This window comes from Acetobacter senegalensis (assembly GCF_001580995.1).
GTDB lineage: Bacteria > Pseudomonadota > Alphaproteobacteria > Acetobacterales > Acetobacteraceae > Acetobacter > Acetobacter senegalensis.
On record NZ_LHZU01000143.1, the window covers coordinates 11,649 to 26,888 of the forward strand.

Here is a 15,240-nt window from a genome sequence, read left to right on the forward strand (position 1 = left end):
TATTTTGAGACTATACCGGTCTCGCTATGCAACATCTTGGTGTAACCCAGCTTCCGACTAGAAAAGATCCCTCAGTGCGAAGAACATTTTGCTCTCGTCGACCTGAAGAAACGCTCGAGATGTCAGGTAGAAAGAACCTCTGATTGGGTGAGCACAATCAGAGGCAAGCCCTTCTACCCTATTGGTCCTATTTAATTTCAATCCCGATCTGCTTAATGTCGTGAAAGGTGATATCCGGGTTCTGTTCCTGGGTACGGCGCATCATGAAAGCCGAGGTGGCCAGGAACACAGGGTCATCATCCAGATCATCAGCCATGGCGCTTCGGTTGATTTGGGCGAAGGTCTCAATTTTATCACGAGGCCCGGTAATCCAGCGCGCCAAAGAAAACGGGGTGGCATCAAAACCGATCGCCACACCATATTCCGCCTTCAGCCGTGCCTGAAGCACATCAAGCTGGAGGGTACCCACAACCCCGACAATCGGTTGCGCTCCATCCTGCGGGCGGAAAAGCTGCACCACCCCTTCTTCAGCAAGCTGGGTGAGCGCCTGCTTCAGTTTTTTGGCTTTCATGGCATCATCCAGCCGCACACGACGCAGGATTTCCGGCGCAAAATGCGGCACACCAGTAAAGCTGAGGTTTTCGCTTTCCGTCAGTGTGTCCCCAATACGCAAGGTACCATGGTTGGGAATCCCCACAACATCACCTGCAAAGGCTTCCTCCGCCAGTTGCCGGTCACGTGCGAAAAAGAACTGTGGCGTATGCACGGCAAAATTCTTGCCTGTGCGCGTATGCAGCAACCGCATGCCGCGCGTAAGCTTACCTGAACAGATCCGCGCGAAAGCAATACGGTCCCGATGGTTCGGGTCCATATTTGCCTGAATTTTGAAGACCAGAGCCGTCATGGCTGGTTCATCCGCTTTGACTGTGCGGGTTTCAGCCACCTGATTTCGGGGAGATGGCCCAAAGGATACCAAGGCATCCAGCAGGTCTGTCACGCCAATTTCCTTCATGGCGCTACCGAAGAACACGGGGGTCAGATGCCCAGCATCAAACGCTTCCCGATCAAACTGTGGCAGGGCTGCCTCCGCCAATTCCAGTTCTTCTGCCAGCTGAATCATACGCGGGTCAGACTGCGGAAGCTCTTCCTGAGTATGCAGTTTCTTGGTGAGCAGATCATACGTGCCCACGAACTTCGCTGCACGCCCTACCGGCCATGTGGCTGGCGAGGTATCCAGCGCCAGAGAAGATGCCACTTCATCGAGAAGTTCAAACGGGTCCTGCGCTTCACGGTCCATCTTGTTGATGAAGGTGACAATCGGGATGTCGCGCAGGCGGCAGATTTCAAACAGCTTGCGCGTCCGGTCCTCAATGCCTTTGGCCGCGTCAATCACCATGACGGCGGAATCCACTGCCGTCAGAGTGCGGTACGTATCTTCGGAGAAGTCTTCATGTCCCGGGGTATCAAGCAGGTTGAAGATGCATCCGCCATATTCAAACGTCATCACTGAACTGACGACGGAAATTCCACGGTCACGCTCAATGCTCATCCAGTCCGAGCGTGTCCGGCGACGCTCACCCTTGGCACGTACGTTTCCTGCAAGCTGAATGGCCCCACCAGCGCGCAGAATCCGTTCCGTCAACGTGGTTTTACCGGCGTCCGGATGCGAGATGATTGCAAAAGTGCGGCGACGGGCAATTTCCGTGCTCAGTTCGGTAACGGGCGCATCAGACATGGGGAACAATCCGGCTGGAAAAGACAAGGGACTAAAACGGCAAACGCCGGGTAAGGAGGTTGCCCTCCACCCGGCGCTGCACAGATCGGGCCGAAGCGCCGATTAACGGGAGTAGTATTCCACCACCAGGTTCGGTTCCATCTGCACCGGATACGGCACGTCAGAGAACTTCGGACCACGGATGAAGGTGCCCTTCATCTGGCGGTGATCAACTTCCATGTATTCCGGAACATCGCGTTCGTTGGTCTGCGTCGCATCCAGAACGATAGCAAGCTGCTTGGACTTTTCGCGGATTTCAATCACGTCGCCATCTTTAACCAGATAGGACGGGATGTTCATCTTGCGGCCATTCACCAGCACGTGGCCATGGTTGATGAACTGACGCGCAGCAAACGGCGTGATGGCGAACTTCATGCGGTAGATAACCGCATCCAGACGACGCTCAAGCAGGTTGATCAGGTTTTCAGACGTATCACCCTTGCGGCGCACGGCTTCCTGATAATACCGACGGAACTGCTTTTCGCTGATGTTACCGTAGTAGCCCTTCAGCTTCTGCTTGGCCATAAGCTGCACAGAATAGTCAGAAGGCTTGCCTTTACGGCGCTGACCATGCTGGCCGGGGCCATATTCACGACGGTTAACCGGAGACTTTGCACGGCCCCACAGGTTGACACCAAGGCGACGGTTAATCTTGTACTTGCTCTCGAGGCGCTTGCTCATTCTGCGCTCTTCTCTTCCACTACTGCAAAACAGGCCAGCCTGCGCCACCCTGCCTGCCATTGCGCCGGTAGTCTCTGTCCCCCACGGATCAGAGCGGGCGCAGTCCGTATCACCGCCAGATGGGAGCATAGTCCATCTGTCAGCCGTCCTGTCCACATTCCCGGCAATGGGGGCAGCCATTACGGAAAGACTGGCTTTGTGTCAATCTTTTCCGCGCGAAAAGTCCCCTACTGCCGCCTTCTGTTCCCCAGAATTGGTTTAAGACAGCACGCCCCGAACCAAGGGCCTGCGGTATTTGTATCAGTCCTTTCGCAATTGGCGTATCGTGGTCTTATTAAACGGTCAGAAAAGGATATTCTGCCATGCCATTCGCCAAAAAATGGGGGCTCTTTGTAGCGCTCGGCGCCGCCCTGATTATTCTGGGCTTTATTGCTGCCATTGATGCGGTCTCCGTAACACTTGCCAGCACCATCTTCATCGGCGTGCTGCTGATTATTGCCGGCACCATGCAGATGATCCACGCCTTTGCCGTGCGGGACTGGGGCGGGTTCCTGTTCTCCCTTCTGGCGGGGGTACTCTACATCATCGCCGGGGTGATGATTATTGAAGAACCGGTAACGGGTGCCGGTATGATCACACTGTTTGCAGCCGCCTGTTTTATTGTGGTGGGCATCATGCGCTGCATTCTGGCTATCCAGTCACGCGGCCTGCCGGGCTGGGGCATTGTCCTGTTTGGCGGCGTAATCAGCCTGCTGGTCGGCCTGAGCCTCTACTTTACGCTGCCGTGGTCCGGGCTGTGGCTGATTGGCACCTTCATTGCTGTCGAACTGATTGCCAGCGGTATTGGCTGGGTGCAGATCGGGCTGGCACTGCGCCAGAGTGAAAGCAACCAGTTTCCTCCCTCCAGCGGGTTCTGACAGTCCGCAGGAAAACAGAAAAGGGGGCGTCCGACCATGTGGCGGACGCCCCCTTTTTTATCTTCATACAACCGCCAGAATCTTTCCTACAGTCATTCCTTCTCTGCGGAAGCCGCGGGAGGTGGCAGCCGGTTACGGTCCATGCTCAAAAGCGCCTGAGCGGCCATGCCGGGCTGTTCCGCCCCTTCACCGCCCCCCTTGTCACCCGGCACCAGCTTGATGGCCCGGTCACCGTCTTCGCGTTTGCGCCGCAGCTTCTCAATATTCTCAAGAACAACCGGATATTCTTCCACCAGACGACGGAAGCGGGACGCGCTGATCACCATGAAGTGCCCGAACTGCACCGCACGGATACTCGCCGGACAACGCTCATTCTTGTAAGCGCCCAGAGCGCCTATCAGGTCGCCCGCTCCATACAGGATATCCCGCTCGGCAATATGAGCCTCAGCCAGACCCGCGCTAATGAAATAGACATTCCGGATACGCCGCCCGCGCCGACAGATCATCTCCTGCGGGGCCACAAACCGAAGGGATGTGGTGGTGGCCAGATCATGCAACTCGGCCCCCGGCAGCCCGCGGAACACAGCGGCATGCTTCAGACGGCTTTCAATGCCGCTTTTGAGGTCAAAACTCAAAGGCTTGTCCAGGCGGCTGCGGCGGCGTTCCAGTTCCTTCATCAACTCGCGGTTCAGTTCATCACTGATAAGCGATTCAGAAAGAAGAGAATCATACTCCTCCCCTTCCAGCCGCAGAACAATCTGACGGAAAATCCGGTTTTCCAGCGCTTCTGAATAGCCGTGATAATGCAGCCGCAGCGTTTCCAACGCCTCGTTCAGCAGTTTGCGCTGGCGCTGCAATACCTCGGCCACAATCTCGCCAATACGCGGCCCAAGGGTTGGCTCCAGCCGCTCCCTCATGAAACGAGTAAGCGAGATGGACACGAAATGCGCCACCATCAGCATTTCAAACCGCTCGGCCATGCATAGCATAAGAGGCCGATCAATCCGCAGATGGTTGTGGATCCATTGCGCGGTCTTGAAGCGCAGTGAAGGGCTGAGCCGCCGCCGCAAGGCGCGAACATAACCCAACCGCCCTTCAAGCCGCGCGCCATCAATGGCCGCTTCAGCACTCCGTAGCAGGGTTTCCATCACCCGGCGGGAAAGCCCCTGAATGCGGAACAGATCCAGCAGAAGCGAGCGTTCCTGGCTGGCAATGGTAATCAGCGCCAGGTTCACACGCTGCGTATCACCCAGCGCCGTATCAAACTCATTGGCGGCCTGCTCTTCATCCGCCCGCCGATCAATCTGTTGCAAAACCGGACGTGTGGCATCGGTGGAGAACCCAAGTTCATCCCCCATTTTCTCCGCCCGTTCCTTTACCTTATCCAGACCAATACTGAGCACCTGATGCCGCATGGCTTCATCAATAGGTGAAAGCTTGTCCAGCTTCAGGAACAGCACCAGAGACCGCAAAGTGGTGCCATTGAGCAGAAGCGTGATGAGCACAAACCCTGTGGCGATAATCCCGATAAAATGCGCCACCGGGGTAGAAACCCGTTCGTTCTCCGTCACAGCCAGCGCCAGCGCCAGCGTGATGGCGCCGCGCAGGCCACCCCATACCATGGTGACCTTGAACGGTGTGGGTACTGGCGGGGAAAGTTTGGTCATGGCCAGAAAAGGCAACAGCCCGAACACCACGGCCCCACGCGCGGCCAGACCGGCCACGCTGGCAATCAGGATGAGCACACAATCCCACCGGGTCATGCCCACCAGCAGATGGGGCACCAGCATGGAAGCCAGAACGAACACCAGAGAGCCAGCCCAGAACACAAGCTGCTGCCACAACTGGTTCAGGAACAACCATGTCTGCGGCCGGAAGGTAGATGGCCCATAGACGGAAAGCGTCAGCCCGGCAGCGGCCGTGGCCACCACGCCAGATACCCCCAGAAATTCATCAGAAACGATATAGGCCACATAAGGCAGCGCCACCGTAAGCGTAATTTCCGCCGCCGGGGAGCCGCCCAGTGCCGTGATCATCATGAGGGTCAACTGGCCGAAAACCACCCCCACAATCAGCGCGCCCACAAAGGAAATCACGAAGGAAATCACGGCCTCGCCGGGGTGAATGGCGTGGTGCAGCGTGACCGATGGCAGCAGGATGGAGAAGATGGAAATGGCGGCGGCATCGTTCAGAAGCGCTTCCCCCTCCACCAGCCGGGTCAGGCGGGTAGCGGCCCCGATGTCACGGAAAATACCAGCCACGGCGGAGGGATCGGTTGTCGCCACAATGGAGCCAAGCAGCAGGCAGACCACCAGCGGCATCTGGGCAAAAGGCAGCAATGCAAAGCCAATGGTGGCCGTGGAAACCACAACCGCCACAACGGCCAGTAGCAGCACGGTTGCTGTTTCATGCGCCAACCGCCGGACATCAATGGCCAATGCGCCCTGAAACACCAAGGCAGGCAGGAAGATAAGCAGGAAGGCTTCACTGTTTATAGGGAAGTCCAGCAGCATTTCCGCCAGACCGTTCAGCGCCGCCAGATGCGAATTGCGTAGCGCAAAATCCGCCAGACTGCCGATAATGATGCCGACAATAGCCAGCAGCACTGTTTCTGAAAGTTCAAGCCTGCGCGCTATGGGCTGTACCGCGCTTACAATAACAAGAAGAAGCCCAATGGCGAGCAGTACCGCAGCCAGACCCGTTACCGCCATGCTCTTTTAGCCTCTCCGTCCAGAATCGATCTTATTCTCAGCAGCCTCCCATATCGTGCTGATAAGGCACCAAAATGGCGGAGGCTCCCGTCTATTTTGTTTTTGCTTCTAACACGTGACCGATCGGTCAGACCACACCCGTTCATGATATTTCGCAAACCAGACAAAAACCTTATCACCTCATAGCTGCCTTCATCCCTAACGCAGCGGAAGCGAAATGGTCTCTTACTTGTGACCTGTCTTCTCAGAGTCTTCACCCTGCGGCGCACGTTAAGCGCCCCATATTGCTAAGGGCGCGGCACGCCCTCCGGGGTCTGGGCCAGAACAGCAAGGGGAAACCAGAACAATGACTTCAGCACCCACGATCACATCCTGTCCCATCGGTATTCAGGCCGAAGGCACCCGGAGGGAGCGGGATTCCATGGGAGAAATTGAAGTCCCGGCCAATAAATACTGGGGCGCGCAGACACAGCGCAGTCTGATCCATTTCTCAATCGGCACGGACCGCATGCCGCTGCCCCTCTATCATGCTTACGGCGTTGTCAAAAAAGCGGCAGCACTGGTAAACGCAGCCGATGGCCGTATGCCGCAATGGAAAGCGGACCTCATCGCCCGCGTGGCGGATGAAGTCACGGCTGGCAAACTGGATGACCATTTTCCGCTGTTTGTATGGCAGACCGGCTCCGGCACCCAGACCAACATGAACGTGAACGAGGTTATCGCCAACCGCGCCATTCAGCTTGCGGGTGGGGAAATAGGGTCTAAAAAACCCGTTCACCCCAATGATGACGTGAATATGGGGCAGTCGAGCAATGACTCCTTCCCCACCGCCATGCATGTGGTCACGCTGCTGGAAATAGAAGACCGGCTGATACCCAGCGTTGAAAAGCTGATTGAAACCATTCACAGCAAGGCGGATGAATGGATGGATGTGGTCAAGATCGGCCGCACCCATTTGCAGGATGCTGTACCCCTTACCGTAGGGCAGGAATGGTCGGGCTGGGCCAGCCTTCTGGAAGACGCCCTGAAAAACCTGCGCCACGCGCGGGAAGCCCTGTTTGAACTGGCGGCAGGCGGCACGGCCGTCGGCACAGGGCTGAATGCGCCTCCGGGATTCAGCAAAGCCATTGCCCGCAAGATTGCGGGGCTTACTGGCCGCCCCTTTGTCACCGCCCCCAACAAGTTTGCCGCCCTGAGCGGGCTGGACGCCATGGTCCGCGCCTCCGCCGGGTTACGCGGGTTGGCGGTGCCCCTGCTGAAAATTGCCAATGACATGCGATGGCTGGCCTCTGGCCCCCGGTGCGGACTGGGTGAACTGAGCCTGCCGGAAAACGAGCCCGGCTCCTCCATCATGCCCGGCAAGGTCAACCCGACCCAGTGTGAGGCCATGGTCATGATTGCCACACAGGTGCTGGGCAATGACAATACCGTGGCCGTAGCCGCCAGTCAGGGTCAGCTTGATCTGAACGTGATGCGCCCGGTCATTCTGGCCAACTGCCTGCACAGCATCCGTATTCTGGCCGATGGCTGTCACAATTTCCGGGTCTTCTCGGTTGAAGGGACGGAGATCAACCGGCCAAAACTGGCCCAGTATGTCAACGGGTCCGTCATGCTGGTCACGGCTCTCAGCCCGGAGATCGGGTATGACAAATCTGCTGAAATTGCCCATATCGCCATTGAACATGATCTCAGCCTGAAAGACGCGGCCTTAAAATCCGGCTATCTGGACAGCGCCACATTTGACCGGCTGGTAAACCCGCTGGATATGGTGGGTAAAGGCACGGCTGGGGCCTGAACATCAGGCATCTTTTCCCCTGAGAAGAATACCGGTATGGTTGACGCATGAAACGTTTTACATGTCGCCTTCTGGCTTTTCAGGGTCTGATGCTTGTCAGCGTGCTGGGGCTGAGCGCGTGCGCGGATTCTCATCCGAAGCATGTCTATCATCCCCGCTCCCACCATGGAGAAGGCACCCCACGCTGGTACCGTCCGCCTGCATCTTCCTCTCCTTCCTACCGGTAAAGGGGCAGGAGATATCATGCCAGGCAAACTGGTAAGGCTCGGAATTATTGTTGTCACTCTTGTTCTGGGCATTTACGTGCTCAGCGGTGTGTACAAAAATTTCTCTCACCTCATGGTGCCGGATCAGGACGCACCGCCTGCTGTGGATACCAATGCCCCTAAAGGCCCATAGGGGCCGTAAAGGCTGCGGGCCACGACATGAAGCACGGTTCAAACGCCTGTTTCTGGCCGGAGGGTGCGCGCTCGGTCTGCTCACGGCAGGTAGCCTTCACGCCCAGACACCCCAACCGAGAGAAGAAGGGCAACTAATATCCCCTTCCCTTCTCGCGGCGCATCGAGGGGGCACCTTACGGTTGGTCGCCGCAGCGTCGGGCGGAACGCTTGATCCGCACATCAATTACTCCGGCAAATACATCAACCTGTTTGCTGTCGTGTATGACGGACTGACCACTTTCAAAAAAGTGCCCGGCCCAGACGGCAATACGGTTGTGGCGGATCTGGCGGAGACCCTGCCTGCCCCGCAGGACGGTGGCCGGACCTATGTGTTCACCCTCCGCCCCGATATCCATTTTTCCAATGGCCGGACTGTGACGACTGCGGATGTCGTCGCCTCCATGCGCCGTATCTTCCGGGTAGGCTCTCCTACCGCAGGGTCATTCTATTCTGCTATCGTGGGGGCTGATCTGTGCCTGAAGGAACCCGCCACCTGCACACTCAGCGGCGGCGTGGTGGAAGACCCGGCACACCGGACCATTACCTTCCACCTGTCCTCACCTGATACTGAATTCCTTCAGAAGCTGGCTTTCACGCACGCTGTCATTATGCCAGCGGATACGCCTGATCATGACATCGGCAATACGCCCATCCCCAGCACGGGGCCGTATGCCATTGCGTCGTATGATCCCAACAAATCCCTTGTTCTGAACCGTAATCCCGCATTCAGGGAATGGAGCGCGGAAGCCCAGCCCGAAGGCTATCCGGACACCATAACCTACAGCTTTGGCATTCCGGACGAATCTGCTGTCACAGCGGTAGAAAACGGCCAGTATGACTGGATGGAGGGAAGCATTCCCATGGACAGGCTGGGCGAGCTAGGCAGCCGCTACACGGCGCAAACGCATGTCATGCCGCATGCAGCCATGTATTTTCTGCCCATGAACGTCAATCTGCCACCCTTCAATGTTCAGAAGGCCCGGCAGGCCGTGAATTATGCCCTGAACCGCAAGGCCATGGTCATTTTCTATGGCGGCCCCGGCATCGCCCGTCCCCTGTGTGGCATGCTGCCGTCTTCCCTGCCGGGTGCGACAGATTTCTGTTTCTACACCAAAGGCGCCTCTCCCGCCGCACCCGCTCCAAGCTGGAGCGCCCCTGATCTGGAAAAAGCGCGCCAGCTTGTGCGCGAAAGTGGCACCGCCGGGCAGAAATTGACCCTGATCACGGCCAACACCAGTGTGGACATGGCCATGGGCACCTGGGTACGGGACATGCTGCAAAGCCTGGGCTATCAAGCCTCACTGCGTCCGCTCAGCAGTTCCGTGGCGTTTAATTACATGCAGAATACGTCCAACAAGGTGCAGATTGCCCTTAAAGACTGGTCTGCCGACTATCCTTCTCCATCCAATTTTCTGGATGATCTGCTGGGGTGCGAGAATTTCCACCCCAATTCAGACAGTTCCATCAATATTCCCGGCTTCTGTGACAAACGCATTCAGGCGTTGATGGACCGCGCCAAGACAGACGTCTCCCTCACCCCGCAGCAGAGTGAAGCCCTGTGGCGTGAAGCCGATAAACTGGTGATGGAACAAGCCCCCATTGCGCCGCTGATTGAGAAAGACACTGTTCTGCTGACTTCCCCACGGCTGGGTAATTTTTTCTACACGACGGTAAACCAGCTCTTTTTCTCACAGGTGTGGGTCCAGTAAGCTCACAAAGCGCTGCTTTTCGGGTTTATCCACAGAATCTGTGGATGAAAATTGGGATAATCACGGGATGACACGGGGACACCTTGTTGGTCCCTCTTCCCCGTCCCACAAAAATATTCTCCTCTGAGGACCAACGGAGAGACTGACACCCCCTAAAAACCCCTCTCTTGCCGTTATCCACAGAATCTGTGGATAGACTTCCGGACAACATTGGGACGAGTACGGGATGAGGCTGGACAGCATTTTTGTTGTTTCAAAAAAATCCTTTCTGCATAAGGATCATCAGAAAGACAAATTCTCTGGATTATCTCGATCTTTCATCCCGCCGCACGGGTGACCTTTGCGCTTAATCTTACAAAGCAGCGAGAAATCTGATTTTACCTCACGCAAATATTGCAAATAAGTCGCAAAACAAACATGGTGCCCCAGAGCAGGCGGGACTTGATACGTCTCCCATCCGTTTTTTCTCTTTCCTCTAAGGCTCTCCACTGTCCTGCGTGACTGTTTCTTTTCCCATGATCTCGTCTTTCGCCCTTCGTAAACACGCAATTCTTGCCATTACGGCCCGCGTTATCGCCGGGGTGGGCGGTGGTTATGCGTCTTCAGCCCTGCTGGCCATTGCAGCCGCCTCTGCCCTGCCCCTGTCCCGGTCTGAGGCTGCTATCCTGTCCACGTTGCTCGCGCTCATCTGCTGGCCTGTCATGATGATACTGTGCTTCAGCACCCGCACCGCCGTCCACGCATGGGGAGCCACTGTTGCCTTCTGTCTTATGGTGGGGGCTGTTGCCATTCTTGCTGGGTGGCGGCCATGAAACCCACTTTTCGGGCCTGTATGGCATGGCTGCACACATGGTCCGGGCTGACCATGGGCTGGCTGCTGCTGGCCATGACACTGGCGGGAACACTCAGTGTTTTTCGTCCTGAAATCAACACATGGATGCGGCCTGAACTCAGAACTCAGAGCACCGTCAATCCGGATATGGCGACACAGACGGCCATACAATGGCTTTCCGTCCATGCTGCCAAATCCCCAACATGGTATCTTGAAGCGGCAAACGCTCGTGCGCCTTATGTTCAAGCCTTGTGGCTGGAGGGAGATGCCTATCAGGATCATGCTCTCGATCCACAAACCGGCAGCCCCTCCCCATTACGTGACACACGCGGAGGAGATTTTTTCTACCGTTTCCACTTTGAACTACAGCTTCCTTATCCATGGGGCAGGCTGATCGCGGCTGTCGCCGCCATGGCGCTTGTCCTCATTCTGCTGACCGGCATTATCGCTCATAAGCGTATTTTCCTGGATTTTTTCACATTCCGCCCCAACAAAGGGCAGAGAAGCTGGCTGGATGCTCATAATCTGCTGGGCGTGGCCGCCCTGCCATTTCACCTGATGATTGCCTTCACCGGCGCACTGACACTTGCCAACATGCTGATGCCGTGGGGGCTGACCACGCTTTACCATCAGGACTTCTCCGCACTGGAGCATGATTTCAACCCCGCTGGTATAGAACGGCCAGCTTCCGGCAAAGCAGGAACACTGGCCCCCATCGGCCCGGTTCTGGCTGACATAAACCACCGTTTTGCCCCCAACCGTCTGATACGCCTGACCATCAGCAACCCATCAGATGCAGCTTCCGTCATTCAGGCTATTGCAGCCCCCAGTGCCTCTGGCGTGGGGGTGGAAACCCATACCCTCAGTTATGATGGAACGACGGGCACGCTCCTGGCTGAACACAAAGAAGCCCGGCCCATCATGGGGTTTTACCGTTTCCTTTACGGGTTGCATGTGGCCCATTTCGCGCCGGTTTTCACACGTTGGCTCTATTTTCTATCGGGTCTGGGTCTTGCTGGTGTTATTGCCACCGGCCTGCATTTATGGACCAGAAAGCGTTGCCAGCGTCACCGGGGCTTCGGGTTCAGGCTGGTTGAGCGCGTCAATGTTGGCATGATAGCAGGCATTCCTACCGCATTTGCCTGCTTTTTCCTTGCCAACCGCCTATTGCCGCCTTCTCTGGCCACACGCGCCCAGATTGAAGTTCAGATCGTGTTCTGCGTATGGGCCATTCTGCTTCTATATGCCGCCTTACGTCCTGCCACAGTGGCGTGGCGAGACCTGCTGGGCACGGCTGCTCTGGCGTGCCTCGGCGTGGCCCTTCTCAACGGGCTACCTGTAACCCCATTTCAAATTGGCGTTGGCGTGACAGCACTTTCTCTGACCTGCCTGTTTTCTTACGCCACATGGCGCATGGCTTGCGCGGCAAAGGAGAAATCCTGATGCTGCTGCCCATTGCCAGTCTGGCGCTGGCGGCTGTGTGCCTGTTAGCTTTTGCTACTCCGCGCCAAGCCACCACACTCTTTACGCCGCCTTTATTGCCCCGCCATCAATCATTCTTACGCACAGCGGGATTTTTCCTGTTGGCAACTTCTTTTTTACTGTGCTGCCTTGCCGCACATGCAGCAAGGATGCTGCTGGCTCTTACCGGTCTGCTCGGCGTCTATGCCGTTCTGATCGCACTCTGCTGCACCGCGTGGATGCACTGGAAAAAAACGCCATCGCCCGCCCGCAAAATAACACGCACAGATCACAAACGCTGACGCCTCGCTCTCATAATTTACAAAACCATGGGAATGAGGCGGTCGGCATTTTTCAAATCCAGCCTTATCGTGCCGGTGCCAGTGTTTTCAACAACGCTTCATGGAATGCGGTTGGGTCCTGAATCTGGGGAGAATGCCCCAGTTCTGAAAACATGATGAGATGTGCATGGGGAATAGCTTTGGCAGCAGCTTTCCCCAGTTCTGGATAATGCCCCAACTGTTTCTGAACATCTGGCGGCGCTGCGGCTTTCCCGATAGCGGTATTATCCTTTGCCCCGATCATCAACGTGGTAGGAACTGCAATTTTTCCAAACTCATAGACCACGGGCTGCGTATAGATCATGTCATACAACAACGCTGAATTCCAGGCCACGGCCTGCTTGCCAGCCCCCCGATACATGCCCGCCAGCATCTGCACCCATTTTTCATACTCCGGCCGCCATTCCCCGGCATAGTAAGTCTGGGTTTCATAAGTGCGGATCGTGTCTTCAGTTGTCGCCAGTTCACGCGCATACCATTGGTCCACGCTCAGGGATGGCACACCCTTGGCTTTCCAGTCTTCCAACCCTATTGGGTCCACCAGTACAAGCTGTGCTGTTTGCTCCGGATACATCAGAGCGTACCGCACCGCGAGCATTCCTCCTGTGGAATGGCCAATCAGAACGGGGTTTGAAACGCCTATGCTGCTGAGCAGATCATGCGTATTACGCGCCAGTTGCTGAAAACTGAACTGATACTGTTGCGGCTTGCTTGATTTGCAAAAACCAATCTGATCAGGGGCAACAACGCGGAACCCTGCCTGCACCAGTTGCACTATTGTCTGCTGCCATGTCGCGGCACAAAAGTTTTTGCCATGCAGCAAAACTGCTGTGCGTCCGTTAGGGTTTTGCGGATGCACGTCCATATAGGCCATGTGCAGTGACTGTTGCTGAGAAGAAAAAGTGTACTGCGCAACAGGATAAGGATATGCGAACCCTTCAAGTTCCGGGCCATACTGCACCGCCTCAGCCCAGGCCCGTGCGCCTAAGGCCGCTGGGGTGGTGCTGAGACAAATCCCAAGCCCCATCACGCTCACCGCCCGTAATAGTGGTGCATAACGATTTTTCTTTTTTTTCATTCTGATCGCTCCCTCATTCCATGCCATCCGACAGGAAAGGATTCTTCACACGCGACCTTGTTATAGCACGAACACACAATGGCTGACGTATTTCCTTTGCCACCCTTTTGTGCGCTACCTATTCTCCAGTAGCGCCTCGCCCCCCACACGCTTAGCGGTGAAGGTCTCCCGGCTTCTGACACGCAGATGTGGAAAACCCGCCTTTTAACCTCAGAAAGTCATCAGAACTCATTGATATTATTAAATAAGAAGATCTGACCTGAGGTTCTTTCAAACCCTTGAGAGTTCAAAGGCTTTGGATGGAGCGGTAACGGGCAACCAACAGACCAGAGACCTGATGGTAAGCAAAAACCCCTACCACCAAGGCCCCATGGATAATCCTGCCAGTTTCAATCGGAGAGCCCTCTCGCCTTACCAGTTCAGGGGGGCGAATTATTGCCTAGCCGATGCAGCACCACATCTCTGATACGTACGGGAACCGGCACATAATCCAGCTTGCGGCTTTCCGCCTCGCCTTCCGTCAATCCCCATGAGAAAAACCGGCTGACAGCCACTCCGCGCGGCTTTGCCAGTATGGCGCGGGGAACCAGCGCATAGGTGGTGGTGACAATCGGCCACGCGCCCTGTCCATCCGTATCACACAAGGACGCTGTCAGCGTTTCATCCGCCCATTCAGCGGAATCCGCAGCCTTAGCAAAACTCTCGGCAGAAGGCGTAACAAATTCCCCTGCGCGGTTTTGCAACTGCACCGTTGGCAGGTGGTTTCGTTCCGCATAGGCGTATTCCACATAGCCCACGCTGCCGCGAGTATTGCGCACGTAAGAGGCTATCCCGTCATTTCCGCGCGCGCCTGCGCCCATAGGCCACGCAACGGACGTTCCCTGCCCTATGGTTTCCTTCCATTGGGGGGCCACGCGGCTCAGATAATCTGTGAAAACATATGTGGTGCCTGAACCATCAGCACGGTGCAGAGGCGCCACCGGTAGATCCGGTAATTTCAGGTCCGGGTTCAGCGCCACAATACGAGGGTCATTCCAGACTGTGATGGTACCGTCATACAAACCAGCCAGAATGGTGCCGGTTAATTTCAGGCCACCATCTGGCACACTGGGCACATTCACAATCACCACAATGCCGCCAATAGCGGTGGGAAACTGTAGCAGCTTGCCTTTTTCCAAGCGCTCCGGCGCCATAGGCGCGTCGGAGGCTCCAAAATCCACCGTGCCAGCCAATACCTGATTTTGGCCCGCGCCTGAACCGATGGTCTGGTAATTGACCCGCACGCCGGTTTTGGCTTCCGAGACAGAAGACCACGCCTCATACAAAGGCGCAGCAAAACTGGAGCCTGCCCCGGTAATACGCTCCGCGGCCATGCACTGAGGCAGACCGGCCAGCCACAAGGCTCCAACCAGCACCGAAAGGGGAGCAACACGCCGGACATTACGGCCAAAAGCCCCTGCACACCGCATTCTCATCCCTCTCTCCCTGCCTGTATGGTTTT

At 56.3% G+C, this 15,240-nt stretch carries 12 protein-coding genes; 7 read left to right on the forward strand and 5 right to left on the reverse strand.

The genetic code is table 11. From position 1 onward, the window contains the following. Positions 1–187 precede the first annotated feature (187 nt). Together AD948_RS13690 and rpsD are read right to left on the reverse strand one after the other, a co-directional pair. The gene (locus tag AD948_RS13690) at positions 188–1,735 is read right to left on the reverse strand and encodes a peptide chain release factor 3 (RefSeq protein WP_039903097.1); all 1,548 of its coding nucleotides are present in this window, start codon (positions 1,733–1,735) and stop codon (positions 188–190) included. Positions 1,736–1,837: 102 nt separating this feature from the next. Continuing rightward, positions 1,838–2,455 (reverse strand): 30S ribosomal protein S4, encoded by a 618-nt coding sequence (gene rpsD / locus AD948_RS13695; RefSeq protein ID WP_039903125.1) that lies wholly within the window; start codon positions 2,453–2,455, stop codon positions 1,838–1,840. A gap of 362 nt (positions 2,456–2,817) precedes the next feature. On the opposite strand from rpsD, the gene AD948_RS13700 reads away from it, so the two are divergent. Beyond that, positions 2,818–3,372 carry an HdeD family acid-resistance protein gene (locus tag AD948_RS13700; protein WP_058986878.1) on the forward strand — a complete coding sequence of 185 codons (555 nt, stop codon included), beginning with the start codon at positions 2,818–2,820 and terminating at the stop codon, positions 3,370–3,372. Positions 3,373–3,464: 92 nt separating this feature from the next. Here the strand turns inward: AD948_RS13700 and nhaK2 are convergent, their stop codons facing one another. Further along, positions 3,465–6,083, reverse strand: a complete 2,619-nt coding sequence (gene nhaK2 / locus AD948_RS13705; RefSeq protein ID WP_058986879.1) for a Na+/H+ antiporter NhaK2 — start codon at positions 6,081–6,083, stop codon at positions 3,465–3,467. Between the two features lie 346 nt (positions 6,084–6,429). Between nhaK2 and fumC the strand changes: the two genes are divergently transcribed. The 6 genes from fumC to AD948_RS13735 all read left to right on the forward strand — a co-directional run bounded on the left by fumC (position 6,430) and on the right by AD948_RS13735 (position 12,622). Then, complete coding sequence (gene fumC, locus AD948_RS13710) at positions 6,430–7,878, forward strand: class II fumarate hydratase (protein ID WP_061472410.1); 1,449 nt, start codon at positions 6,430–6,432, stop codon at positions 7,876–7,878. Positions 7,879–8,019: 141 nt separating this feature from the next. Further along, complete coding sequence (locus tag AD948_RS18225) at positions 8,020–8,277, forward strand: hypothetical protein (protein WP_156479041.1); 258 nt, start codon at positions 8,020–8,022, stop codon at positions 8,275–8,277. After that, positions 8,258–10,027, forward strand: coding sequence for an ABC transporter substrate-binding protein (locus tag AD948_RS13720; protein ID WP_061472411.1), 1,770 nt, complete (start codon positions 8,258–8,260; stop codon positions 10,025–10,027). Before AD948_RS18225 ends, AD948_RS13720 begins: the two co-directional genes overlap by 20 nt. Before the next feature lie 497 nt (positions 10,028–10,524). After that, positions 10,525–10,839 carry a hypothetical protein gene (locus AD948_RS13725; RefSeq protein WP_156479042.1) on the forward strand — a complete coding sequence of 105 codons (315 nt, stop codon included), beginning with the start codon at positions 10,525–10,527 and terminating at the stop codon, positions 10,837–10,839. Continuing rightward, positions 10,836–12,302 carry a PepSY-associated TM helix domain-containing protein gene (locus AD948_RS13730; RefSeq protein WP_211264491.1) on the forward strand — a complete coding sequence of 489 codons (1,467 nt, stop codon included), beginning with the start codon at positions 10,836–10,838 and terminating at the stop codon, positions 12,300–12,302. The genes AD948_RS13725 and AD948_RS13730 overlap by 4 nt, the downstream gene beginning before the upstream one ends. Further along, a complete protein-coding gene (locus tag AD948_RS13735) occupies positions 12,302–12,622 on the forward strand; it encodes a DUF3325 family protein (protein WP_061472414.1) in 321 nt (106 codons plus the stop codon). Before AD948_RS13730 ends, AD948_RS13735 begins: the two co-directional genes overlap by 1 nt. Positions 12,623–12,686: 64 nt before the next feature. On the opposite strand, the gene AD948_RS13740 is transcribed toward AD948_RS13735, so the two are convergent. Then, the gene (locus AD948_RS13740; RefSeq protein WP_248846044.1) at positions 12,687–13,739 is read right to left on the reverse strand and encodes an alpha/beta fold hydrolase; all 1,053 of its coding nucleotides are present in this window, start codon (positions 13,737–13,739) and stop codon (positions 12,687–12,689) included. Positions 13,740–14,158: 419 nt separating this feature from the next. After that, entirely contained in the window at positions 14,159–15,214 is a 1,056-nt protein-coding gene (pstS, locus tag AD948_RS13745; RefSeq protein WP_082782465.1) for a phosphate ABC transporter substrate-binding protein PstS, read from the reverse strand. Between the last annotated feature and the right edge of the window lie 26 nt (positions 15,215–15,240).